The 23,457-nt window shown below is 73.5% G+C and carries 20 protein-coding genes; 6 read left to right on the top strand and 14 right to left on the bottom strand.

What is annotated here, in order from left to right; all coding sequences use genetic code 11:
• The first annotated feature begins 31 nt into the window (after nucleotides 1–31).
• Nucleotides 32–361 (top strand): putative quinol monooxygenase, encoded by a 330-nt coding sequence (locus tag ACWIYF_RS06530; protein ID WP_448627309.1) that lies wholly within the window; start codon nucleotides 32–34, stop codon nucleotides 359–361.
• 9 nt (nucleotides 362–370) lie between these two features.
• A complete protein-coding gene (locus tag ACWIYF_RS06525; protein WP_448627308.1) occupies nucleotides 371–757 on the top strand; it encodes a VOC family protein in 387 nt (128 codons plus the stop codon).
• Here ACWIYF_RS06525 and ACWIYF_RS06520 read toward each other — a convergent pair.
• From ACWIYF_RS06520 to ACWIYF_RS06500, 5 genes are read right to left on the bottom strand one after another with little or no spacing between them, the layout of a single operon-like run.
• Nucleotides 747–2,369, bottom strand: a complete 1,623-nt coding sequence (locus ACWIYF_RS06520; RefSeq protein WP_448627307.1) for a thiamine pyrophosphate-dependent enzyme — start codon at nucleotides 2,367–2,369, stop codon at nucleotides 747–749. The two genes, ACWIYF_RS06525 and ACWIYF_RS06520, sit on opposite strands and share 11 nt — an antisense overlap.
• A 12-nt stretch (nucleotides 2,370–2,381) precedes the next feature.
• Nucleotides 2,382–3,353, bottom strand: a complete 972-nt coding sequence (locus ACWIYF_RS06515; protein ID WP_448627306.1) for an ABC transporter substrate-binding protein — start codon at nucleotides 3,351–3,353, stop codon at nucleotides 2,382–2,384.
• Nucleotides 3,354–3,409: 56 nt separating this feature from the next.
• Nucleotides 3,410–4,264 (bottom strand): ABC transporter ATP-binding protein, encoded by an 855-nt coding sequence (locus ACWIYF_RS06510; protein ID WP_448627305.1) that lies wholly within the window; start codon nucleotides 4,262–4,264, stop codon nucleotides 3,410–3,412.
• A complete protein-coding gene (locus ACWIYF_RS06505) occupies nucleotides 4,261–5,043 on the bottom strand; it encodes an ABC transporter permease (RefSeq protein WP_448627304.1) in 783 nt (260 codons plus the stop codon). Before ACWIYF_RS06505 ends, ACWIYF_RS06510 begins: the two co-directional genes overlap by 4 nt.
• A 3-nt stretch (nucleotides 5,044–5,046) precedes the next feature.
• The gene (locus tag ACWIYF_RS06500; protein ID WP_448627303.1) at nucleotides 5,047–5,883 is read right to left on the bottom strand and encodes an ABC transporter permease; all 837 of its coding nucleotides are present in this window, start codon (nucleotides 5,881–5,883) and stop codon (nucleotides 5,047–5,049) included.
• Nucleotides 5,884–6,128: 245 nt separating this feature from the next.
• On the opposite strand from ACWIYF_RS06500, the gene ACWIYF_RS06495 reads away from it, so the two are divergent.
• Complete coding sequence (locus ACWIYF_RS06495; protein WP_448627302.1) at nucleotides 6,129–6,878, top strand: IclR family transcriptional regulator; 750 nt, start codon at nucleotides 6,129–6,131, stop codon at nucleotides 6,876–6,878.
• A gap of 3 nt (nucleotides 6,879–6,881) precedes the next feature.
• Here ACWIYF_RS06495 and cimA read toward each other — a convergent pair whose 3' ends face one another.
• The gene (cimA, locus tag ACWIYF_RS06490) at nucleotides 6,882–8,480 is read right to left on the bottom strand and encodes a citramalate synthase (RefSeq protein WP_448627301.1); all 1,599 of its coding nucleotides are present in this window, start codon (nucleotides 8,478–8,480) and stop codon (nucleotides 6,882–6,884) included.
• Between the two features lie 184 nt (nucleotides 8,481–8,664).
• On the opposite strand from cimA, the gene ACWIYF_RS06485 reads away from it, so the two are divergent.
• Nucleotides 8,665–9,099 carry a hypothetical protein gene (locus tag ACWIYF_RS06485; protein ID WP_448627300.1) on the top strand — a complete coding sequence of 145 codons (435 nt, stop codon included), beginning with the start codon at nucleotides 8,665–8,667 and terminating at the stop codon, nucleotides 9,097–9,099.
• A 94-nt stretch (nucleotides 9,100–9,193) separates the two neighbouring features.
• On the opposite strand, the gene ACWIYF_RS06480 is transcribed toward ACWIYF_RS06485, so the two are convergent.
• From ACWIYF_RS06480 to serA, 3 genes are read right to left on the bottom strand one after another with little or no spacing between them, the layout of a single operon-like run.
• Nucleotides 9,194–9,808: a maleylpyruvate isomerase N-terminal domain-containing protein gene (locus ACWIYF_RS06480; RefSeq protein WP_448627299.1), complete on the bottom strand. Its 615-nt coding sequence runs from the start codon at nucleotides 9,806–9,808 to the stop codon at nucleotides 9,194–9,196.
• 18 nt (nucleotides 9,809–9,826) lie between these two features.
• Nucleotides 9,827–10,849 carry a 3-isopropylmalate dehydrogenase gene (locus ACWIYF_RS06475; RefSeq protein ID WP_448627298.1) on the bottom strand — a complete coding sequence of 341 codons (1,023 nt, stop codon included), beginning with the start codon at nucleotides 10,847–10,849 and terminating at the stop codon, nucleotides 9,827–9,829.
• A 16-nt stretch (nucleotides 10,850–10,865) separates the two neighbouring features.
• A complete protein-coding gene (gene serA / locus ACWIYF_RS06470) occupies nucleotides 10,866–12,467 on the bottom strand; it encodes a phosphoglycerate dehydrogenase (protein WP_448627297.1) in 1,602 nt (533 codons plus the stop codon).
• 152 nt (nucleotides 12,468–12,619) lie between these two features.
• On the opposite strand from serA, the gene ACWIYF_RS06465 reads away from it, so the two are divergent.
• Complete coding sequence (locus ACWIYF_RS06465; protein ID WP_448627296.1) at nucleotides 12,620–13,258, top strand: hypothetical protein; 639 nt, start codon at nucleotides 12,620–12,622, stop codon at nucleotides 13,256–13,258.
• A gap of 145 nt (nucleotides 13,259–13,403) precedes the next feature.
• Nucleotides 13,404–13,955, top strand: a complete 552-nt coding sequence (locus tag ACWIYF_RS06460) for a hypothetical protein (RefSeq protein WP_448627295.1) — start codon at nucleotides 13,404–13,406, stop codon at nucleotides 13,953–13,955.
• 123 nt (nucleotides 13,956–14,078) lie between these two features.
• Here ACWIYF_RS06460 and ilvC read toward each other — a convergent pair whose 3' ends face one another.
• The 5 genes from ilvC to ACWIYF_RS06435 form a co-directional block, all read right to left on the bottom strand.
• A complete protein-coding gene (gene ilvC, locus ACWIYF_RS06455; RefSeq protein ID WP_448627294.1) occupies nucleotides 14,079–15,107 on the bottom strand; it encodes a ketol-acid reductoisomerase in 1,029 nt (342 codons plus the stop codon).
• Nucleotides 15,108–15,165: 58 nt separating this feature from the next.
• Nucleotides 15,166–15,693, bottom strand: coding sequence for an acetolactate synthase small subunit (gene ilvN, locus ACWIYF_RS06450; protein WP_448627293.1), 528 nt, complete (start codon nucleotides 15,691–15,693; stop codon nucleotides 15,166–15,168).
• Nucleotides 15,694–15,793: 100 nt separating this feature from the next.
• On the bottom strand, nucleotides 15,794–17,674 hold the full coding sequence (locus tag ACWIYF_RS06445; RefSeq protein WP_448627292.1) for an acetolactate synthase large subunit: 1,881 nt from the start codon (nucleotides 17,672–17,674) through the stop codon (nucleotides 15,794–15,796).
• Nucleotides 17,675–17,878: 204 nt separating this feature from the next.
• On the bottom strand, nucleotides 17,879–20,593 hold the full coding sequence (locus tag ACWIYF_RS06440; RefSeq protein ID WP_448627291.1) for a putative bifunctional diguanylate cyclase/phosphodiesterase: 2,715 nt from the start codon (nucleotides 20,591–20,593) through the stop codon (nucleotides 17,879–17,881).
• Complete coding sequence (locus ACWIYF_RS06435) at nucleotides 20,566–23,217, bottom strand: putative bifunctional diguanylate cyclase/phosphodiesterase (RefSeq protein ID WP_448627290.1); 2,652 nt, start codon at nucleotides 23,215–23,217, stop codon at nucleotides 20,566–20,568. The genes ACWIYF_RS06440 and ACWIYF_RS06435 overlap by 28 nt, the downstream gene beginning before the upstream one ends.
• Between the last annotated feature and the right edge of the window lie 240 nt (nucleotides 23,218–23,457).

The following is a 23,457-nucleotide window of genomic DNA, read 5'->3' as shown; positions in this document are numbered from 1 at the left end:
GCCCCGGCCCGCTCCGGGCTACGGTCGGCCCATGATCCTCATCGTGGTCAAGTTCCCCGTCCGGCCGGAGCGGGCCGGCGAGTGGACGGCGCTGGCCGGCGACTACGCCGGCGCGGTGAACGCCGAGGAGGGCAGCCTCTTCTTCGAGTGGTCGCGCAGCCTGGACGAGCCCGACACGTTCGTGTGCGTGGAGGGCTTCCGGGACGCGGCCGCCGGGGCCGCGCACACCGGGACCGACCACTTCAAGCGGTTCGTCGACGAGGCTCCCGACCTGGTGGCCGCGCAGCCGCAGATCATCTACGTGGACGCCCCCGACGTCAGCGGCTGGGGGCCCATGGGCGAGATCCAGCCGCGCGGCTGAGGGCCGCGCGTGGCCTGCCGGTTCACCGAGCTGGTGATCGACTGCCGCGACGCGGAGGCGCTGGCCGCCTGGTGGGCCGCGGTGCTCGGCTACCGCGTCCTGTCCCGCGACGAGGACGGCGCCGTCGAGATCGGGCCGGAGGCCGGCTTCGGCGGGGCGGCGCCCACGCTCGTGTTCGCGCCGGTGCCCGACCCGACGCCGGGCAAGGCGCGGCTGCACATCGACCTCTCCGCCACCGACCGCGATCAGGAGGCCGAGCTGGCCCGGCTGCTGGAGCTGGGGGCGACCCCGGCCGACGTGGGCCAGACCGGCGCGGAGTCCTGGCACGTGCTCGCCGACCCGGAGGGCAACGCCTTCTGCCTGCTGCGGAGCCGGGTGGAGCCGGTCACGGGTTGAACTCGGGCTCCGGCGTCACGTCGATGTCGAGCAGCAGCGGGGCGTCCATCGTGCGCAGCCGGGGCAGGACGTCGTCCAGCGCCTCGAGCAGCTCGTCGTGGGTGCGGATGCGGCGGGCCGGGCAGCCCAGCGCGGTGGCGAGCGCGGAGAGCCGCACCTCGGGGAAGCCGGGCCACGGCGCCTTCTTCCCGGTGCGCTCGGCGAGCTTGTCCATGATCGCGTAGCCGCCGTTGGCCAGGACGACGAACAGCGTGCCGACGCCGTAGTTCGCCGCCGTCCACAGCGCCTGGACGGCGTACAGCGACGAGCCGTCGCCGAGGACCGCGACGACCGGCCGGTTCGGCTGCGCCATCCGCACGCCGATCGCGGCCGGCAGGCCGAAGCCGAGCCCACCCATCGCGGCGGACAGGAAGCCCAGCGGCTCGCGGGCCGGCACCGTCTCCTCCAGCACCTGCCGGGTGGACGGCGTCTCCTCGACGATCACCGTGTCGCGGTCGGTGCGCTCGGCGAGCAGCGCGTACACGTGCGGCGCGCGCAGCGGCTCCCCCGGACCGGGCGGCGGGATCCTCGGCACCACCCGCGGGGGCCGGCCGGAGGGCGCCCGCGGCGTCACCCGCTCGGCGAGGGCGGCGCAGAACACCCGCGGATCGGTGAGCACGGCGAGGTCGGCGGGGCTGCGGTGCACCTCGGCGGGGTCCTGGCTGACCTCGACGATCCGGACGCCGTCCTCGGCGAACGGCCCGGGCTCGAACGGGTACTGCCGGAAGACCGGCGCGCCGACGACGAGGACGACGTCGTGCGGCGCCAGCACCCCGCGCAGCCGGCCGCGGCCGGCAGGCAGCAGGCCGGCGTAGTTCGGGTGGTCCTGCGGGAAGCCGGCGCGGGCCCCGAAGGCCTCCTGCCGCACCGGCGCGTCGAGCTTCTCGGCGAGTGCGACCAGCGCGGCGCGGGTGCCGGCCGTGTCGGCGCCCGCACCCACGACCAGCAGCGGCGCCCGCGCGCCGTCGAGCACGTCGGCGACCTCGGCGACGGTCGCCTCGTCCACGCCGGCCGGACGCCGGACCGCGCGGGGCGCGGCCGGCGGGCCGCCGGTCATGGGCTGCGCCCAGTCGTCCATCGGGACGAGCACGAGCGCCGGGCCGCGGTGCGTGAGCGCCTCCTGGTAGGCGCGCCCGACCGCACCGGGCACGTCCTGGGCGGTCAGCGGCTGGTCGACCCGGACCGGGTAGTCGCCGGCCAGCCCCTCGAGCCGTCCGGTGAGGAACGGCTCGAGGGCCAGGTGCCGACGGTCCTGCTGGCCGACCAGCACGACCAGCGGCGCGCGGTTGACCCGGGCGGTGGCCAGGGCCCCGACCGCATTGCCCAGCCCCGCGGTGGTGTGCAGGTTGACCAGGGCCGGGCGCTCGTTCGCGATCGCCCAGCCGGTCGCGATGCCCACGACCGACCCCTCGTGCAGGGCCAGCACGAACCCGATGTCCTCCGGGAGCCCGGCCAGGAGGGGCACCTCGGTCGAGCCGGGGTTGGCGAAGATCGTCGTCAGGCCCAGCCGCCGGAACTCCTCCAGCGTGGCGTCCCGGACGGTCGGCGCCGTCCCCGGCGAGGGGTCGGTCATGGGGCGGCCCCGTCAGTCCGTCGCGAGCAGGGACGAGACGTCGACGGCGTCCTCGGTGACGCCGTACTGCTGCATCAGGTCGGCCACCGACTCCAGCGAGTCCACGTTCACGTCCTGCGGGAACGCCGGCAGCGCCATCTGCTCGGCGACCTCGGGGGCGATCTGCGTGTAGGTCGTGACGATGCGGCGGACCTCGTCGGGGTTGTCGTTCGCGTACTGCAGCGACTCCTGGATCGCGGCCTGGAAGTCGTCCACGACGTCCGGGTTCTGCTGGATGTACTGCTCGGTGGTGAAGTACGTGGCCACCGTGAGGTCGTCGACCGCCTCGGCGAAGTTGGCCACGACCTTGCGGGCGCCCTGCGAGGTCGCCGCGGTGACGAACGGCTCGACCACCCAGGCGGCGTCGACGTCGCCGTTCAGGACGGCGGCGGGCATGTCGGGGAAGGCCAGTTCGACGAAGTTGATGCTGTCGGGGTCGCCGCCGGCGTCCTCCACCACCTTGCGGATGGTCACCTCGCCGATGTTCTTGAGGTTGTTCACCGACACCGTCTTGCCGGCCAGGTCGGCCGCCGTCTGGATGGGGCTGTCCGGCGCGACGACGACGTAGGAGAAGTCGTTCTCCGGGTCCCCGGTCGACGAGTTCCCCTCGGCGACGATGCGCAGCGGGAGGTTCTGCGAGCCGGCCAGCAGGATCGAGGTGACGTTGCCGAAGCTGAACTCGAAGTCGCCGGCCACCACACCGGGCACCGCGGCCGCGCCGCCGGACTCCTGCACCAGTGTGAGGTCGATGTCGTGGTCCTCGAAGAAGCCCTGCTCCTGGCCGAGGTAGATGGGCGCGACGTCGACGATCGGGATGACACCGACCGTGAGCGCCGTGGTGCCGCCGTCCTCGCCCGAGGACGAGCCGCCGCCGTCGTCCGAACCGCAGGCGGCGGTGGTCAGGACCGCCAGGACGGCGACCGAGGTCAGCAGACGACGACGCATGGTGGCTCCCTTGCCGGTGTCGGGTGTGCGGGACGGGTCGGTCGGCTGCGCGGCGCTCACCTCCCCTGGCCGGCCGCGGTCTCCGAGGCGTCGTAGGCCCCGGCGTCGGCGGGGTCGCCGCCGCGGCGGTGCTTGGCCAGCTGGATCTGCTCGTAGACGTGGGCGCGGAGCTCGGCGAAGTGCCGGGAGGAGCGGGTCTCGAGCTGGTTGCGCTCGTCGGGCAGGTCGATGGTGAGGTCCTCCATCACCACCGTCGGCGAACTCGACAGCACGAGGACGCGCTGGCCGAGGTAGACCGATTCGTCGATGTCGTGGGTGACGAACAAGATCGTCACGCCCAGGCGGTGCCACAGGTTGCGGATCAGGTCCTCCAGATCGGCGCGGGTCTGCGCGTCGACGGCGGCGAACGGCTCGTCCATCAGCAGCACCCGTGGCTGGTAGGCCACCGCGCGGGCGATCGCCACCCGCTGCTGCATGCCGCCGGAGAGCTGCCACGGGTAGGCACCGTGCGCCTCGGCCAGCCCCACCGCCTCCAGCGCCTCGGCCACCAGCTCCCGGCGCCGCGCCCTGGGCAGCTTCTTCTGCTTCAACGGCAGCTCGACGTTGCCCGCCACGGTCAGCCACGGAAAGAGCGAGCGGCCGTACTCCTGGAACACGACGGCCATCGCCTCCGGCGGCCTGCTCACCGGCTGCCCGGCCAGCGTCACGCGCCCCTTCGTCGGCGCGAGCAGCCCGGCGATGATCTTCAGCAGCGTGGTCTTGCCCGCGCCGGACGGGCCGACGATGCACACCAGCTCCCCCTCGCCGACGGCGAAGGTCAGATCGCGGACCGCCTCCACCGTGCGCCCGGCGCCGGTGTAGATCTTCTGCACGCCCGCCACGTCGAGCAGCGCGCCGGCCGGTTGACTCATCTCTCTCCTCGTTGGGCGGCGCGCAGGCCGCGATACCAGCGCAGGGTGCGCCGCTCGAACAGGGCGAACAACAGCGACAGCGCCACGCCGAGCAGGCCGAGCAGCAGGATCCCGGTCCACATCTCCGGAATGGCGAAGCTGCGCTGGAACTGCACGATCGCGAAGCCCAGCCCGTTGGAGCTGGCGAACATCTCCGAGATCACCATCAGGATGATCGAGATGCTCAACGCCTGCCGCATCCCGGCGATGATCTGCGGCGACGCGGCCGGCAGCACCAGGTACCGCAACCGGGCCACCCCGGTGATCCCGTAGGACCTGCTCGTGTCGGCGAGCACCTCGTCCACCGCGCGGACGCCCTCGACGGTGTTGAGCAGCACCGGCCACACCGCCCCGGAGATGATCACGATGATCTTGGCGGTGGTGCCGATGCCGGCGAAGAGGAACAGGATCGGGATCAGCACCGGCGGCGGGATCGCCCGGAAGAACTCCAGCACCGGCTCGGTGATCCGCCGCAGCGTCCGGTTCGCCCCCAGCAGCACGCCCAGCCCGACGCCGAGGACCACGGCGCCGGCGTAGCCGAGCAGCAGCCGCCCGACGCTGGGCAGGATGTCATCGCCGACCCGCGCACCGAACCACACGTCGGGAAACCGCTCGAGGATGGTCGACAGCGGCGGCCAGTAGTAGGTCTGGCTGTCCGCGGAGAGCACCCACCAGCCCACCAGCAGCAGCACGGGCAGGGCCAGGGCGTACCCCGCCGACTTCGCCCAGCGCGCTCCCATCGCTCAGCCCGCCAGGTCCGCGCGCACCGAGGTGTGCCAGGCCAGCACCCGGCGTTCCAGGAACCGGGCGCCCAGGTTGACCACCACGCCCAGGAGTCCCGTGAAGATCACCAGCGCGTACACCAGCGGGACGGCGCCGGAGGACTGCGCGTTCGCGATCGCCGCGCCCAGCCCCACGCCGCCGCCGATGATCAGCTCCCCCGTCACCGCCAGGATCAGCGCCACCGCCGCCCCCAGCCGCACCCCGGTCATCACATACGGCAGCGCGGTCGGCCAGACCAGCCAGCGCAGCCGCGCCACCGGCCCCAGCCGGTAGGACCGCGCGGTCTCCCGGGCCACCGGATCCACGTCGTGCACGCCGTAGATCACCTGGATCAGCACCTGCCAGAACGAGGCGTAGACCACCAGCATCACCGTGGAGGAGATGTCCCGGATCCCGAAGATCAGCACCGCCAGCGGGATCAGCGCCACCGACGGCACCGGCCGCAGGAACTCGATCGTCGAGGCGGTCAGCCGGCGCAGCACCTCGACCGACCCCAGCAGCAGCCCCAACCCGATGCCGGCGACAAGCGCGATCGCGAACCCCACCGCCCAGGTGCGCACCGTGTCCCAGGTCGCCTGCCAGAACGACGCCTCCCCGAACTGGCCCACGAGGGTCGAGACCATCCGGGAGAACGGCGGGAAGAACTCCTCCGACACCAGCCCGCTGCGCGGCACCAGCTCCAGCACCAGCGCGAACAGCACCAGACCGAGCAGCCCCAGCAGCGAGCCGGACAGGTCACGGCGGCGACGGGCGGGCATGACCCCCGCGCGGGCCGTGGCGGCGTCGGTGGCCGTCATCGCCGTCCCCCCTCGGGGACGCGACGGCGGCCGGGCGCACGGCAGCGACGGAACTGGCTGAGGTCTCTCTGCATGGCGGAGTTGTCCCTGGACGGAGGCGGATCTTGTCGCGACAATCCATGTGCGCATCGCGCACGGCCGTTCACCAAGAGAACGTATGGGAACGTAAGAGTGTGACCATCGTCACGTCAACGCCCGATATCCAACCGTCACCTGACGACGTCGGGGAGCGGCGGGCGGCGTACGTGCAGTCCCTGGAGCGCGGGCTCGCGGTGATCCGCGCGTTCGACCGCAGCCATCCGCGGCTGACGCTGAGCGACGTCGCGCGGCAGACCGGGCTGCCCCGCGCGGCGGCCCGCCGCTTCCTGCTCACCCTGGTCGAGCTGGGGTACGTGCGCACCGACGGGCGGCTGTTCTCGCTGCGGCCGCGGGTCCTCGAGCTGGGCTACGCCTACCTCTCGAGCATGACGCTGCCGGACGTCGCCCAGCCGCACATGGAGGCGCTGACCGCGACGGTGCACGAGTCCTGTTCCATCTCGGTGCTCGACGGCGAGGACATCGTCTACATCGCACGCGTGCCGACCGTGCGGATCATGACCGTGGCGATCAGCGTGGGGACCCGGTTCCCGGCCTACGCCACGTCGATGGGGCGCGTGCTGCTGGCCGCGCTCCCCGAGGACGCGCGGGAGGCCTATCTGGACGCCGTCCGGCTGGAGCCGCTGACCCCGTTCACGGTGACCGACCCGGCACGGCTGCGCGCGGTCCTCGCCGAGGTGGCCGCCGCCGGCTGGGCCCTGGTCGACCAGGAGCTTGAGGAAGGGCTGCGCTCGATCGCCGTTCCGGTCCACGACGGCGACGGGCAGGTGGTCGCGGCGATGAACGTCTCGGCGTCCGCGCGGCGGAGCACCCCGGAGGCCATCCGGGCCGATCTCCTGCCGCCGCTGCTGGCGACGGTGCGGGAGATCGAGGAGGACCTCCGCCGCGGGACGGCCTAGGTGTCAGCTCGCCGGGCTGACCACTGGCGAGCGGTGGCGGACGGCGTAGGTCAGCGCGTCGACGAGGGCGTGCCAGGAGGCCTCGACGATGTTCGAGTGGACGCCGACGGTGGTCCACTCCCCCACGCCGTCCGTGGTGTCGATGAGCACCCGCGTGGTCGCGCCGGTGCCACTCTTCCAGCCGAGGATGCGCACCTTGTAGTCGGCCAGGGAAACGCCGGCCAGCTGCGGGTAGCGGTTGACCAGGGCCTGACGCAGCGCGTTGTCGAGGGCGTTGACCGGGCCGTTGCCCTCGGCCGTGCTGATGATCCGCTCGCCGTCGACGTGCACCTTCACCGTCGCCTCGCTGACGACGACGCCGTTGCCCCAGTGCTCCACCGAGGTCTTGTAGCTCTCCAGCTCGAACAGCGGCTCGGGGGCGTCCGGCAGGGCGGCGCGCAGGAGCAGCTCGAAGGAGGCGTCGGCCGCCTCGAACGACCAGCCGTCGGCCTCGAGGACCTTGACCTGGTCGACGACCTTCCCGATGACGTCGGCGTGCCCGTCGAGGTCGACGCCGAGCTCGCGGCCCTTGAGCTCGACCGAGGCGCGGCCGGCCATCTCGGTGACCAGGATGCGCATGTCGTTGCCGACGACGGCCGGGTCGAGGTGGTTGTAGAGCTCCGGGCGCACCTTGATGGCGCTGGCGTGCAGGCCGGCCTTGTGTGCGAACGCGGAGGCGCCGACGAAGGGCTGGTGGTCGTTGGGGGCGATGTTGGCCAGCTCGGCGATCGCGTGGCTGACCCGCTGCAGCTCGGGCAGGCACTCGGCGGGCACCACCGGCAGTCCCATCTTGGTCACCAGGTTGCCGATGAGGGAGAACGTGTCGGCGTTGCCGGCGCGCTCGCCGTAGCCGTTCGCCGTCCCCTGGACGTGGGTCACGCCGGCCTCGACGGCGGCCAGGCTGTTGGCCACGGCGCAGCCGGTGTCGTCCTGGCAGTGGATGCCGAGCTTGCCGCTGACCCGGGAGCGGACGTCGGCGACGATGCGGCCGACCTCCATCGGCAGCATGCCGCCGTTGGTGTCGCACATGACGCCGACCTCGGCACCGGCCCCGAACGCGGCCTCCAGGACGCGCACGCCGTACTCGCGGTCGGCCTTGTAGCCGTCGAAGAAGTGCTCGCAGTCGAGGAACACCCGCCGGCCGTGGCCGACGAAGAACGCGACGGTGTCGGCGACCATCGCGAGGTTCTCCTCGAGCGTCGTCCGCAGGGCCTCGCGCACGTGCCGGACGTCGGACTTGGCGACCAGGCACACGACCGGCGTCTCGGCATCCAGCAGCGCCTTCACCTGGGGGTCGTCCTCGACGCGGACGCCGGCCTTGCGGGTGGACCCGAAGGCGACCAGCTGGGCGTGCCGCAGCTTGAGCTCGGTGCGGGCACGGGCGAAGAACTCCGTGTCCTTCGGCAGGGCGCCGGGCCAGCCGCCCTCGATGAAACCGACGCCGATCTCGTCCAGCAACCGGGCGACGGCGAGCTTGTCGGCTACCGAGTAGCTGACCCCCTCGCGCTGGGCGCCGTCGCGCAGGGTGGTGTCGAAGACGTGGAAGTCGAGATCGGTGGCCACGAGGAGCTCCTGGGGGCGGGGAGGATGTTCCCGGCAAACAAAAAGACCCCCCGGGTACGGGAGGTCTGCGCGCAGTCGGGAACGGACTGCGCGCTAGGCGATAATGATCGAGCGGACGGCGGTCATCGCCGACGAGTAAAGCACGGCCCGGACCGCCGTGGCTGCACCCGGTCCGGAAAACCGGGTGAGCGACCGGCGGCAGGCCTGCTACTCCTCTGCGGTGATCCCGACCTCCTGGACCCCGGTGACCCGCCCGTCCGACACCGAGCACGTGGGCTACCTCGTGCCGGACGGCGACGGCCGCGTCGTCCCGACCTCGCTGGTCGGGTCCGCGCTGGGGCCGGCCCGGGACCGCGGGGCGGCGGTGGCCCTGCTGGTCGAGCGCGGGCTGGCCGGCCTGGACCGGCGGTGGTGGTGCCGCCTGCCCACGCCCCTGCCGGCGGGCGTGCTCGCGGCTCGGGAGCCGGAGCGCGGCTGGGAGTGGCGGCTGGTGGTGGTCATCGAGGCGTCGCCGGAGGGCTGCACCGTCCGACCGGAGTGGCCGGCTCCGGAGGAGCTGACGGCGCGGGCCGCCCTGCCCGTTCCGGTGGGCGACCTGCTGAGGGAGGCCCCGCCATGATCAGGTGAGCTGATCCCCCGTCGTCCTGGCTCACGGTGGGACGTGAGCCAGGACGCGGTGCGGTGAGCTGAGCTGATCGTGGCGCGCGGCGCGGTCAGAGCACGGAGAAGCCGCCCGCTGGTGCCGGTCGGCCGGTGGCTCCGAGCAACAGCTGTCCGGCGACACCGGCGGCGATCGCGAGCTCGGCCACCAGCCGCAGTGCCTGCCGCGCCGCCGTGGCCGGCACCTCCATCGGCAGATCGAGCGCCCGGGCGAGATCGCACGTGTGCACGACCAGCTCGAAGGTGCGCGTCGGCAGGTAGTCAACCAGCCGCATGCCGCCCGCGACGGTCGTGAGCAGCTCGCCGCCGTCCTTCGTCGCCACGAGGGGGACGACGCGGGCGGCGATGTCCGCGACGGCCCCCGCGGGCTCGTCGCCCAGGGCCCGCCCGGCCTCTCGCCCCCGCTCGGCGACGGCGGGTCCGGCGGCCATCTGCCGGGTGGCGCGGAAGTAGTCCGGGGCGGAACCGACGTCCACACGCGCCGCGGGCTTGTCCAGGTAGGCCTCGACGGTCAGCAGGGAGCGGCTGGTGTGGCCGACCAGGGCGCGGACGTCCCACTCCCCCAGGCCCGGCTCGGCCCAGCGGTCGCCGACGAGGCCGGCGGTGCCCACGAACCAGCCGGCGGCGTCGGCGAACGCCCGCCGGGACTCGTCCCAGGGGAAGTCCACGGGCACCCCCGGCGCGGCTCAGCCGCCGGCGAGCGCGGCCAGCCGGTCGCCGACCTCCGCCGTCCGGACCGGCCCGTGCGGGTCGCGGGTGGACAGGTCGAAGGCGACCGCCGCGTTGACCTTCTTCGCCTGGTCGGCACGGCCGAGGTGGTCGAGCAGCAGGCCGATCGAGAGGACCGTGGCGGTCGGGTCGGCGAGCCCCTGCCCGGCGATGTCGGGCGCGGAGCCGTGCACCGGCTCGAACATGCTCGGGTTGCTGCCGGAGACGTCGAGGTTGCCGCTGGCCGCGAGCCCGATGCCACCGGTCGCCGCGGCGGCGATGTCGGTGATGATGTCCCCGAAGAGGTTGTCGGTGACGATGACGTCGAAGCGCCCGGGGTCGGTCAGGAAGAACATCGACGCGGCGTCCACGTGCTGGTAGGCGACGGTGACGTCCGGGAACTCCGCGGCCAGCTCCTCGACCGTGCGCGACCACAGCCCGCCGGCGTGGGTGAGCACGTTGGTCTTGTGGATCAGCGTGAGGTGCCGACGCGGCCGGAGCATCGCCCGCTCGAAGGCGTAGCGCGCCACCCGCTCCACCCCGTAGGCGGTGTTGACGCTGACCTCGGTGGCGATCTCGTGCGGCGTGTCCTTGCGCAGCACGCCGCCGTTGCCGACGTACGGCCCCTCGGTGCCCTCGCGGATGCAGAGGATGTCGATCGGCCCGGGGTCGGCCAGCGGGCTCTGCACGCCGTCGAACAGCTTCGCGGGGCGGAGGTTGACGTGGTGGTCGAGCTCGAAGCGCAGCCGCAGCAGCAGACCCCGCTCGAGGATGCCGCTGGGCACGCCGGGATCGCCGACCGCGCCGAGCAGGATCGCGTCGTGCTGGCGCAGCTCGTCGAGCACGGTGTCCGGCAGCAGCTCGCCGGTGCGCTGCCACCGGGCCGCGCCGAGGTCGTAGTGCGTCGTCTCGACGTCGGGGGCGACCTCCGTGAGGACCTTGAGGCCCTCGGCCACCACCTCGGGCCCGATGCCGTCTCCAGGGATCACTGCCAGGCGCATGAGAGGGAACCCTAGGTCAGGCGTTGTTGAGATCTGCGGCACGTGCCTCACGCGCCCCGATCCGCCCGGCGATGTCCTCGAGCAGCTCGGTGCTGACCGGGCTGTCGACGGTGACCGCCATCAGCGCCTCGCCGCCGCGCGTGGTGCGGCTGACCTGCGCACCGGCGATGTTCACGCCCGCCTCGCCCAGCGCGGCGCCCACGGTGCCGACCACGCCGGGCCGGTCGGTGTAGGTGAAGAACAACAGGTAGCCCGAGGCCTCGAGGTCGATCTCGAACCCGGCGACCTCGGTCAGCCGCGGCACCTGGTTCTTCCCGTAGAGCGTGCCCGAGACGGCCAGCTGCGTGCCGTCGGCCATCGCCCCGCGGACGGTGACCAGGTTGCGGTAGGTCGGGCTCTCGAGGTCGCTCGACAGCGCCACCTCCAGCCCGCGCTGCTGGGCCAGCAGCGGTGCGTTGACGTAGGTGACCTGCTCCTCGATGACGTCGGAGAAGACGCCCTTGAGGACGGCGAGCTGCATGACCGAGTCGTCGAACTCGGCCAGCTTGCCGCGCACCTCCACGGTGAGCGACTGGGCGAGCCCGCCGGCCACCGCCGTGAAGAGCCGGCCCAGCTTCTCCGCCAGCGGTAGCCCTGGGCGCACGTCCTCGGCCACCACGCCCCCGGCCTGCACGTTGACCGCGTCGGGGACGAACTCACCCTGCAGCGCCAGGCGCACCGAGCGGGCCACCGCCGTGCCCGCCTTGTCCTGCGCCTCGGTGGTGGAGGCCCCGAGGTGCGGGGTCACCACCGTGTTGGGCAGCTCGAACAGCGGGCTGTCGGTGCACGGCTCCTTGGCGTAGACGTCGATGCCGGCCGCGCCGACCTGGCCCGACTTCAGCGCGTCGGCCAGGGCCGCCTCGTCGACCAGCCCGCCGCGGGCGGCGTTGACGATGATCACGCCGCGCTTGGTGAGCGCCAGCTCGTCGGCGCCGATCAGGCCGAGGGTTTCCGGCGTCTTGGGCAGGTGGATGGTGATGAAGTCGGACTCGCGGAGCAGCTCCTCCAGGGAGACCAGCCGCACGCCGAGCTGCGCGGCCCGGCCGGGCTGGATGTAGGGGTCGTAGGCGATCAGCTCGACGCCGAACGCGGCCAGGCGCTGGGCGACGAGGACGCCGATGCGCCCCAGCCCGACGACGCCGACGGTCTTCTCGGTGACCTCGACGCCGGTGAACTTCGACCGCTTCCACTGCCCCTCGCGCAGCGACGCGTCGGCGGCCGGGATGTGCCGCGCCGCGGCCAGCAGCAGCGCGACGGCGTGCTCGGCGGCGCTGACGATGTTCGACGTCGGGGCGTTGACCACCATGACGCCGCGCGCCGTGGCGGCCGCGACGTCGACGTTGTCCAGCCCGATGCCGGCGCGGGCGACGACCTTGAGGTTGGGCGCGGAGGCCAGGGCCTCCGCGTCGATCTGCGTCGCGCTGCGGATCATCACGGCCGCGGCGTCGGCCAGGGCCGGCAGCAGGGCGGCGCGGTCGGCGCCGTCGACGTGCCGGATCTCGACGTCCTCGCCGAGCACCTCCAGGACGCTCGGGGCGAGTTCCTCGGCGATCAGGACGACGGGCGGGGTCGTGGTCACGGGAGGACAGCCTAGGAGCGGGAGCCGGGCGGCCATCAGCCGGTCTCTGGAGCGACACCACCCATCCCGGGGACGTTGCTTGCCCTCGGGATCACCGGACGGACATCCTGGCGCCGGAGAAGTCGGCATCGCCGGCGCCGACGGAGGAGATCATGACCGAGCAGCCGAACAACCCGTACGGCCAGTCGCAACCGTACGGGCAGCAGCCGCAGTACGGCGCGCACCCGCAGTACCCGGCGTCGCCGCACGGCCAGCAGCAGCCCATGCCCTATGGCCAGTACTCGATGCCCGGGGGCTATGGGCAGCCGGCGCCCGGGAGCCGCCCGGCCAAGCCCGGCGGCGTGGTGACCGCGGCGGTCCTCGGCTTCATCTTCGGCGCGCTCGGCGCCCTGGTGACGATCCTCTTCCTCTTCGTCGGCGCAGTGGCCACCGGCGGCTCCAGCGACATCGAGGACGACCTGCCCGGCTTCGGCGAGGCCTTCGGCTTCCTCGGCGGCGCGCTGATCGTCGTCGGCATCCTGGCGCTGGTCTGGACGGTGCTCATGATCTGGGGCTCGGTGTGGGCCCTCACCGGCCGGAGCCGGGTCCTGCTGCTCGTCGGCGGCTCCATCGCGCTGGCCTTCACGGCCTTCGGGTTCTTCGGCAACCTGGCCAACGCCGACGAGGCCGGCGGCGGCTCGGTCGTCACGAGCCTGCTGTTCTTCCTCGCCGCCCTGGCCATCGTGATCCTGCTGTCCGTCCGCGCCGCCTCCCAGTTCTTCGCGACCCATCGGGCGCTGCGCGGTCGGTGACCGTCGGTGACGGCCGGGTGACCCTGCACGGATCACGCGCACGTCACGAGCACGTGGCGGACCGCCCCTCGGCGGTGCGCATGCCCCTACACTCCGCCGCCGACCGCCAGACGGGCGGACGCACGTACCAGGAGGAAGCTGCCCCATGTCCACCCCCACCCCCGGTTCCGACCCGAACGACCCGCAGGGGGGTGCTCCTCAGGGCCAGCCGGACTGGGGCGCTCCTCAGCCGCAGGGCTACCAGCCGCAGGGCTACCAGCCGGCGCCGTCCTACACCGGCGGTCCCGCCGGGTACGGAGCTCCCGGTGGTCAGCGCCCGGGCACCGTCACCGGTGCCGCGATCGTCGGCATCGTCTGGGGCGGCATCGGCGCCCTCTTCGCACTCCTGGTCATGCTGGCCGCGTTCGGCCTGGGCGCCGGCTTCGCCGGACTGATCTTCCTGGTCTCCCTCGCCCTCTCCGTGGCACTGCTGGTCGGCGGCATCCAGGTGCTGCAGGGCAAGTCGCCCAAGCTGCTGCTGTACGTCAGCTACGCGGCCATCGCTCTCGGGCTGATCTCGCTCATCGTCTCTCTGGCCACGACCGGTGGGAACGCGTTCAACGGCGTGCTCGGGATCGTCATCCCCGGGGTCATCGTGGCTCTGCTGCTGAACCCGCAGTCCAAGCAGTACTTCGCCGCCCGCGGCCTCAGCTACTGAGTTCCGCGGCCGAACGAGAAGGGCCCCCGCTGCCTGCCGGCAGCGGGGGCTCCGTGACGTGATGGAACGGCCCCTTCCGGGTCCCGCCCCGAGGAGAGCGAGGGGTGGGAGAAGGGGGTCCCGTCAGTTGCGGGCGGCGGTACCGGTGTAGTCGTCGGATGCCGACACCCAGCTCATCAGGCCGCGCAGCCTGCGGCCGGTCTCCTCGATCGGGTGCGCCTCGGCCTCGGCCCGGCGGCGCTTGAAGTCGGGCGCGCCGGCGTCCTGGTCGGCGATGAACGAGGCGGCCCACGAGCCGTCCTTGATCGCGGCCAGGATCTCGCCCATGGTCGCCTTGACCCGCTCGTCGATCACCTTCGGGCCGGAGGTGTAGTCGCCGTACTCGGCGGTGTCGGACACCGACCAGCGCTGCTTGGCGATGCCGCCCTCGTACATGAGGTCGACGATCAGCTTCAGCTCGTGCAGGCACTCGAAGTAGGCGATCTCCGGCTGGTAGCCGGCCTCGGTGAGGGTCTCGAAGCCCGCGGTGACCAGGGCGGACATGCCACCGCAGAGCACGGCCTGCTCGCCGAACAGGTCGGTCTCGGTCTCCTCGGCGAAGGTCGTCTTGATGACGCCGGCGCGGGCGCCGCCGATCGCCTTGGCGTAGGAGAGCGCCAGCGGCAGCGCCTGCCCGCTTGCGTCCTGCTCGACGGCAACCAGGCAGGGCACGCCCTTGCCGTTCTCGAACTCGCGGCGCACCAGGTGGCCGGGGCCCTTGGGGGCGACCATGGCGACGTCGACGCCGGCCGGGGGCTTGATGTAGCCGAAGCGGATGTTGAACCCGTGGCCGAAGAACAGCGCGTCGCCGTCCTGCAGGTTGGGCTCGACGGACTCGGCGTACAGGTGCCGCTGCACGTGGTCCGGCGCGAGGATCATGATCAGGTCGGCCTCCGCGGCCGCCTCGGCCGGGGTGACGACCCGCAGCCCCTCGGCCTCGGCCTTCGGCCGGCTCTTGCTGCCCTCGGGCAGGCCGACACGGACGTCGACCCCGGAGTCGCGCAGCGAGAGGGCGTGCGCGTGCCCCTGGCTGCCGTAGCCCAGGACGGCGACGGTGCGCCCCTGGATGATCGAGAGGTCGGCGTCGTCGTCGTAGAAGATCTCGGCGGCCATGCATGTCCCTTTCAGATGGTGCTTTATCGCGATAAAGCGCGGTGGGGGGTGGAGCGGTTCAGGCGGTGCGCTCGACGGGGCGCAAGGTACCCGCGCCCGACATCGACCTCGGACCGCGGCCCAGGGCCACGGTGCCGGACTGGGCCATCTCCTTGATCCCCAGGGGGGCGAGGACGGCGAGCAGCGCCTGCAGCTTGTCGGGGGTGCCGGTGGCCTCGAGGGTCACCGTGTCGGTGTTGACGTCGACGACGCGGGCGCGGAAGAGCTCGGCGGTCTGCAGCACCTGCGTCCGGTCGGCCATCGGCGCGCGGACCTTGACCAGCAGCAGCTCGCGCGCGACGGCGGCACCCTCCTCGAGCTCGACGATCTTGATCACCTCGATCAGCTTGTTCAGCTGCTTGGTGATCTGCTCGAGCGGCGCGGACTCCGCGTCCGCGACGATCGTCATGCGGGACAGGTCGGGGTTCTCCGTCGGCCCGACGGCGAGGGACTCGATGTTGAACCCGCGGCGGCTGAACAGCGCCGAGACGCGGGCGAGGACACCGGACTTGTTCTCGACCAGGACGGACAGGGTGTGGCGCGGCATACCCAGGGTTCCTTTCAAGATCTACGGTGACGGGGTCGGGCCCCCGTTCAGGGCCCCGTCGCGAGCCTGCGAGCGATGGGGAGAACGAGGGTCCTTCCGCTTACACCTGGTCGTCGCCGAAGACCGGGCGCACGTCGCGCGCGGCCATGATGTCGTCGTTGCTCGCCCCCGCCGCGACCATCGGCCAGACCTGGGCGTCGTGGCCGACGACGAAGTCGATGACCACGGGGGCGTCGTTGATCGCCATGGCCTTCTCGATCACGGCGTCGACGTCGTCCTTGTTCTCACAGCGCAGCCCGACGCAGCCCATGGCCTCGGCCAGGAGCACGAAGTCGGGGATGCGCACCTGCTTGGGCGTCCCGTCCTCGTTCTGGGCGTGCAGCTTGGTGTTCGAGTAGCGGCTCTCGTAGAAGAGCGTCTGCCACTGCCGGACCATGCCGAGGTTGCCGTTGTTGATGATCGCGATCTTGACCGGGATGCCCTCGATGGCGCAGGTGGCCAGCTCCTGGTTGGTCATCTGGAAGCAGCCGTCGCCGTCGATCGCCCAGACGGTGGTCTCCGGCCGGCCGTACTTGGCCCCCATCGCGGCCGGGACGGCGTAGCCCATCGTCCCGAGGCCGCCGCTGTTGAGCCAGGTGCCGGGCTTCTCGTAGGAGATGAACTGCGCGGCCCACATCTGGTGCTGGCCGACGCCGGCGGCGTAGATCGCGTCCGGTCCGGCGATCGCGCCGAGCCGCTCGATCACGTACTGCGGCGACAGCGTCCCGTCCTCGGGCCACTCGTAGCCGAGCGGGTACTTCTCCCGCCAGCTGTCCAGCTGTGACCACCAGGCCGAGAGGTCCGCCGTCCGTCCGGCGTCGTGCTCGTGCCGCAGCGCGTCGACCAGCTGGGCGATCGTCTCCTTGGCGTCGCCCACGATCGGGACGTCGGCCTTGCGGTTCTTGCCGATCTCGGCCGGGTCGATGTCGGCGTGCACGATCAGCGCGCCGGGCGCGAAGGTCGACAGCTTGCCGGTCACCCGGTCGTCGAAACGCGCACCCAGCGCCACGATGACGTCGGCCTTCTGCAGCGCCGTCACCGCGGCGACCGTGCCGTGCATGCCGGGCATGCCCAGGTGCTGGCGGTTGCTGTCGGGGAAGGCCCCGCGAGCCATGAGCGTCGTGACGACAGGGGCGCCGGTGAGCTCGGCCAGCGCCTTGAGCTCCTCGGTGGCGTGCGCCTTGAGCACCCCGCCGCCGACGTAGAGCACCGGGCGGCGGGCGGCGGCGATGAGCTGCGCGGCCTCGCGGACCTGCTTGCCGTGCGGCCGGGTGGTCGGCTTGTAGCCGGGCAGGTCCAGCCGGGGCGGCCAGGAGAAGTCCGTCCGCGCCTGGAGGGCGTCCTTGGAGATGTCGACGAGGACGGGGCCGGGCCGGCCGGTGGCGGCGAGGTGGAAGGCCTCGGCGATCCGCTGCGGGATCTCGTCGGCGTGGGTGATCAGGTAGTTGTGCTTGGTCACCGGCATCGTGATGCCGCGGATGTCGGCCTCCTGGAAGGCGTCCGTGCCGATCGCGGCGCTGGGCACCTGGCCGGTGATCGCGACGATCGGCACCGAGTCCATGTGCGCGTCGGCCAGCGGGGTGACCAGGTTGGTGGCGCCCGGCCCGGAGGTCGCCATGCAGACGCCGACCTTGCCGGTGGCCTGCGCGTAGCCGGTCGCCGCGTGCCCGGCGCCCTGTTCGTGCCGGACCAGCACGTGGCGGACCGTGGAGTCGAACAGCGGGTCGTACGCGGGCAGGATCGCGCCACCGGGGATGCCGAAGATCACCTCGACGCCGACCGCCTCGAGCGAGCGGACGAGGCTCTGGGCCCCGGTGATGCCGGTGGCCGGCTCGGGCGCCCGGGCAGCCGCAGCCGTCTCGGGGCCGGCCGTGGTCTCGACGCCGGCCAGCGAGGCGGCGGCCTCGCGGCTGGCGGACTCACGGGGGGTGGTGGTGCTCATCGCGGCGTTCTCCTGGGGCGGGGGCCGTGCGGGGGCGGGCGGTGTGCGATGCGGGCAACAAAAAACCCCTCGTGCCGCAGGCACGAAGGGTCAGCGCGTCGGTCGGGGGACCGGCGCGCTAGGCGACTACGAGGAGCTGGCGGGCAGGACGCACCCGCACACTCTGCGCCCTGGCGGGCACCTCCGTCAACTGACGCGTCCCACTCAGTGAACGGCGAGCACCGATTCCGTGAGATCGGCCGCTTCGTCGAGCAGCCCGGGGTCGAACCCGTCCAGCACGGCGGGCAGGTCCTCGGCCGGCACCGGGCGGCCGAGCAGATAGCCCTGGAGGTAGCGGCAGCCGAGCCGGTGCAGGGCCGCGAGCTGACCGGCTGTCTCGACGCCCTCGGCGACGACGTCCATCCCGAGGGTGCGGCCGAGCTCCACGACGCTGCCGACGATGGCCGCGCTGCGCGGGTCCCCGTCGATGTTCCCGACGAACTCGCGGTCCATCTTGAGGATGTCGACCGGCAGGCGGGCCAGCCGCGCCAGCGAGGAGTAGCCCTTGCCGAAGTCGTCGAGGGAGAGCACGCAGCCCATCTCGCGCAGCGTCGAGAGCTCCCCCGCCATCTGGTCCTGGGCGGCCATGAGCACCGACTCGGTGATCTCCAGCATCAACCGGTGCGGCGGCACGCCGCTGCCGGCCAGCGCGCGGGCCACGTCGGGCGCCAGGCAGCCGGCCTGCAGGTGGCGCACCGAGACGTTGACGCCGAGCCGGAGGTCGCGGCCCTCGGCGAGCAACGGCGCGAGGGTGGCGGTCGCGGCGCCCAGCACCCAGCGCTCCAGCGGCACGATCAGCCCGTCGGCCTCGGCCAGGGAGATGAACTCGTCCGGCGGGACGGTGCCGAGCTGCGGGTGCTGCCAGCGGACCAGAGCCTCCAGGCCGAGCACCCGCCGCTCCGCGACGCCGACGACCGGCTGGAACACCAGGCGCAGCTGCCCGTCCTCGATGGCCCGCGGGAGGTCCCGGGCGAGGCGGGTCCGCCGTCCGTGGGCGTCGTCCGCGGCGTGCAGCCGCACGCAGTTCTTGCCGGCGGTCTTGGCGGCGCGCAGCGCGAGGTCGGCGCGGCGCATCGTCGTCGCGACGTCGTCGGCCGGGTCGAACTCGGCCACGCCGACGCTGCCAGAGACCTCGAGGACGAGCCCGTCGGCCGCTGCGCTCGGGTGCAGGTCGCGCAGCTCGGCGACGATCCGCTCGGCCAGCACGGTCGCTTCGTCCAGCCCCGCCCGGACCAGGACGGCGAACTCGTCCCCGCCGAGCCGGCTGATCAGGTCCCGGTCCCGGACGGTGCGGCGCAGCCGTGCGCCGACCTGGACGAGCAGGTCGTCGCCCGCGTCGTGACCGGCGAGGTCGTTGACCGGCTTGAAGCCGTCGAGGTCGAGCATGAGCACGCAGAACTCGCCCCGCCGGGACGCGCGGGCGCGGGCGGTCTCGAGCGCGGCCATCAGCCGAGCGCGGTTGGCCAGCCCGGTGAGGAAGTCGGTGTAGGCCATGCGCTCGAGGTCCAGCTCGGCGCTGCGCCGCTCCACGACGTCGCGCAGGTGCAGCACGGTGCCGTCGGAGTCGCCGCCGCGGCCGGGCAGGCCCGCCGACGACGCCGTCCGGACCGTCTCCAGGCGCCGCCAGCCGCCGTCCCGGGTGCGCAGCCGGAAGACCGGCGCGGGGCCGTCGTCCAGGTCCGCGGTCCGGCCGAGGGCCCGCAGCAGCTCGTGCCGGTCGTCGGGGTGCACGAAGCTCGTCAGCGGCCGGCCCTCGAGGTCGCGGGCGGGCCACGCGGTGGGGGTCTGGGCCGCGCCCGAGGCCCAGGTGATGGCGCCCGCCGCGTCCAGCACGATCGTGATGTCGGCGGCCCGGTGCACCAGGGACCGGAAGAAGCCCTCGGTCCGCAGCACCTGCCGGGTCAGCCGCGCGCCGTCGCGGGCCCAGACCAGGGTGCGGACGAAGGTCAGCAGGAGCAGCACCGCGACGGTGACCAGTTCGACCGTCGTCGGCGGGCGGCCCAGCGCCCAGCCGCCGAGCAGGAACAGGACGACGGCGAAGCTGAGGCAGTAGCTCACGACGACGCCGGCCAGGGGCACCGCCGCGGTCGGCTCCCGGTTCGGCGCCTGCGGTCCGGGATCGGCCGCCAGCGCGAGCGTGGCCGCGACCAGCATGGCGAGGTAGGCGGTGCTGGTGACGACGTCCAGCACGGGCGCGGGCCGGGCGACGGCCAGCGCGCCGGAGGCCATCGCCACGGCGAGGTCGGCGAACGCGAGCAGCAGCCAGCCGGCCGCGACGCGGCGGGGCGCGGAGACGCCGCCCAGGGTGACCAGCCCGACCGTGCAGAGGACCGCGCTGACGGCCGGGTAGCCCACGATCAGGACGGCGTCGCCGCCGCGGTCGGCGGCGCCGACCGCGAGCGGGATCAGCATCTCCAGCGCGACGGCGAGCGCGGCGGAGGCGACCGCGGCGTCCAGCCCCACCTGTGCGCGGATGCGGCCGCGGGTGGACCGGACCAGCCGGGCGCAGAGGAGGACCGAGGCCGGGCCGGTCGCCGCCAGGACGAGGTCCGAGGGCCCCGCGGCGGTCGGGTTGACCCCGACGGCGGTGACGGCACGGATGAGCTGGCCCAGCGCCAGCAGGCCGGCGATGACCGCGAAGCCGCGCCACGTCGTCGCGGCGAGCCCGTCCAGCCGCCGGCAGTGCCGCAGCACGAGCAGGCTGACGACCGCGGTCGCGACCGCCAGCGCCGCCGGGGCGGTGCGCGGGGTCCACGCGGGCAGGAGCAGCTCCTGCGCCGCGAGGACGACGGCGAGCGCGGCGAGCGGGCCGGCGACGGCGGCCCGGGGCCAGGCCGGCGTCGGCCCCCCGCTCAGCGCTGGCCGACCAGGCCCGGCCACAGGACGCCGGCGCGGGCTTCGAGCAGCGCCGTGAGCTCACCGGGCGGCAGCGGCCGCGAGATCAGGAACCCCTGCGCGAACCCGCAGGAGAAGCCGCAGAGGGTGGCCAGCTGGGCCGGCGTCTCCACGCCCTCGGCGACGACGTCGACGCCCAGCGCCCGGCCGATGCCCACGACCGACTCGCACAGCGCCCGGGCCTGCGCGTCCCGGTCCATGCGGGACAGGAAGGTGCGGTCGAGCTTGAGGATGTCGACGGGCAGGCGGGTGAGGTTGGCCAGCGACGAGTAGCCGGTGCCGAAGTGGTCGAGCGCGACGTGCACGCCCATGAGCCGCACGGTCGCGATGTCCATGCCGATGCGCTCGTCGTCGGCGAGCACGGTCGCCTCGGAGATCTCCAGCACGAGCCGCTCCGGCGTGAGCCCGGAGGCCTCCAGGGCGTTCTCCACGTCGGCGACCAGGGTGCCCCCGGCGACGTAGGCCGCCGACACGTCGACCCCGAGCCGCAGCGGGGCACCGGACGAGGGCAGCTCGCGCACCGCGGTCGCGGCCGCCTCGAGGGCCCAGCGCTGCAGGTCGCCGATGAGGCCGGACCGCTCGGCGATGGGCAGGAACTCCGCGGCGGGCACCTCGCCGAACTCCGGGTGCCGCCAGCGCAGGTGCGCCTCGACGCCGGCGACCCGCTGCTCCTCCAGGGAGACGATGGGCGAGAAGACCAGGTCCAGCTCGCCGCGGGCGAGGGCACCCTGCAGGTCGATCCGCAGCCGCTCGCGCCGCGCCGCGGCCTCACCGAGCGCCGGGGTGTACCGGGTCGCCGTCCCCAGGCCGGCGGCGTGGGCGGCGCGGACGGCGAGCGCGGCGCGGCCCAGGTGCTCCTCGACGGGCAACCCCGGCTCGAGGGTGACCAGGCCAGCACGGGCGGTCAGGTCCACGATGCCGGCCGCGGTGGTGATGGGCCGCTCGACGACGGCGAGGCACCGGTCGGCGAGCTGGTCGGCCTCCGGGGCGGTGCTGCGGGCGAGGATCGCGAACGCCCCGCCGCCCATCCGGGCGACGACGTCGCCGCCGCGGACGGTGCTCCGCAGCCGCCCGCCGATCTCGGCCACCACGCTGGTGACCACGTCGCGGCCGGTGTGCTCGCGTGCCTCCGCGAGGCCCTGGAGCTCGACCAGCAGCAGGCTGGTGCCGACCCGGCCGTCGGGTTCGACGGCGTCGTCGAGCGTGCGCTGCACAGCGCGCAGGAAGCCGGCCTGGTTGGGCAGCCCGGTCATCGGGTCGGTGTAGGCGACGCTGCGCAGCGCCTCCTCGCGGGCCTGCCGCTCGGTGACGTCGCGGCAGTGCAGCACGACCGCGCCGACCTCGGGGTCCCGGCGCAGGTCGGAGACGCTGGCCTCCAGGGAGCGCCACGCGCCGCCGGCATCGGTCAGCCGCAGCACGGGCAGCTCGCCGGAGGGGGCGTCGTCCTCCGCCGCGGTGGGCAGCAGCGCGGCCAGCCTCTCGACATCGTCGGGGTGGACGACGTCGGGCAGCAGCCGGCCGGGCAGCTCCCCGGCGGCCCCGCCGAGGATGCAGCCCAGGGACGGGGACGCCCACGTGACCCGCAGGTCGGCGTCCAGGATGAGCACGGCGTCGGCGGAGGAGGCCACCAGCGACCGGAAGTAGGCCTCGCTGCGGCGCAGCCGGGCGCCCATCCGCTGCTCGTCGCGGGCGGTGACCCACCGGTGCACCGCGGCGAGCACGATGCACGCGGATCCCCCGGCGTAGCTGAACGGGTTCGGCAGGGTCCCGAGCACGGCCGCCGTGCCGACGGTGACCACCGCCACGACCATGGCGATGTGCGGGAGGACCTGGCCGAGCGCGGTGGACCGGCCGCTCACCGGCCGGGACGGCGTCCCGCAGCGCGGGCCGGGGTCGACCAGGACGGCGAGACCCAGCAGGGCCAGGCCGGCGACGACGAGGAACCGGCTGACCACGCCCGCGCCCGGGGCGCCGACCAGCTGCGCCGCCGTGGACAGCCCTCGGCCCGCGGTCAGCAAGACCGCCCCGACGAGCAGCACGGCCGCCATGCGCTGGCGGTTCGACTCGACGACGCCGAGCAGGGTGAGGGCCGCGGCCATGGTCAGGGAGGTGACGACGACGGCGGCGCCGAGGACCAGCCGCCCGCCCACACCGAGCGCGGACCAGTGCTCCTCGGGGCCGATCAGCAGCAGTTCGACGACGACGAGGCAGGCGAGGACGAACAGGACCAGCTCGACCAGCACGCGGCGGCCGGTGCGCAGCCGTGAGCGGTCGACCAGCGTGAGGATGCCGAGGACGGCGAGCGCGTAGCCGGGCACCGTGGGCACCCAGCGGAGGACCGCGACCTGCAGCGGGTCCGTCGCCTGTGCGAACACGGCCAGGCCGGCACCGAGCACGGGGAACAGCGGCGCCGCGGCCAGCAGCCGCCAGCCACGGACGCCGGAGCTCTTCGACCAGCCCACCGTCCAGACGACGGCGCTGACGACCGAGCCCAGGACGACGACCGCGAGGTCGGCGGCGCCGGCGAGCGAGTCGTCGACCACCGCGGCCGCGCAGGCACCACCCGCCAGCACGGCGACCGCGCCCAGCGCCCACCTCAACCTCTCCACACGGCGTCTGTCGGCACGGTCACGCAGCGTGTGGAGGCCGCACCGACCGGCCGTCACCCGTTCGGGGGGTGTCCCCCGAACGGCTCAGGGGGGCGTTCACGACGAGAACGTGATCCGTGCACGGGACACGCGCGGACACGCCGCGGGGGCGTGCACGGATCGCCTTCTCGGCTCTCCACAGCCGGGCGGGAAGTCCCCAAGACGGCCGCATGGGCACCACGGGCCCCGCGCCGTCCCCAC

The sequence above is a fragment of the Geodermatophilus sp. URMC 64 genome, assembly GCF_053502555.1.
This window is presented reverse-complemented; position numbering and strand designations above follow the sequence as displayed.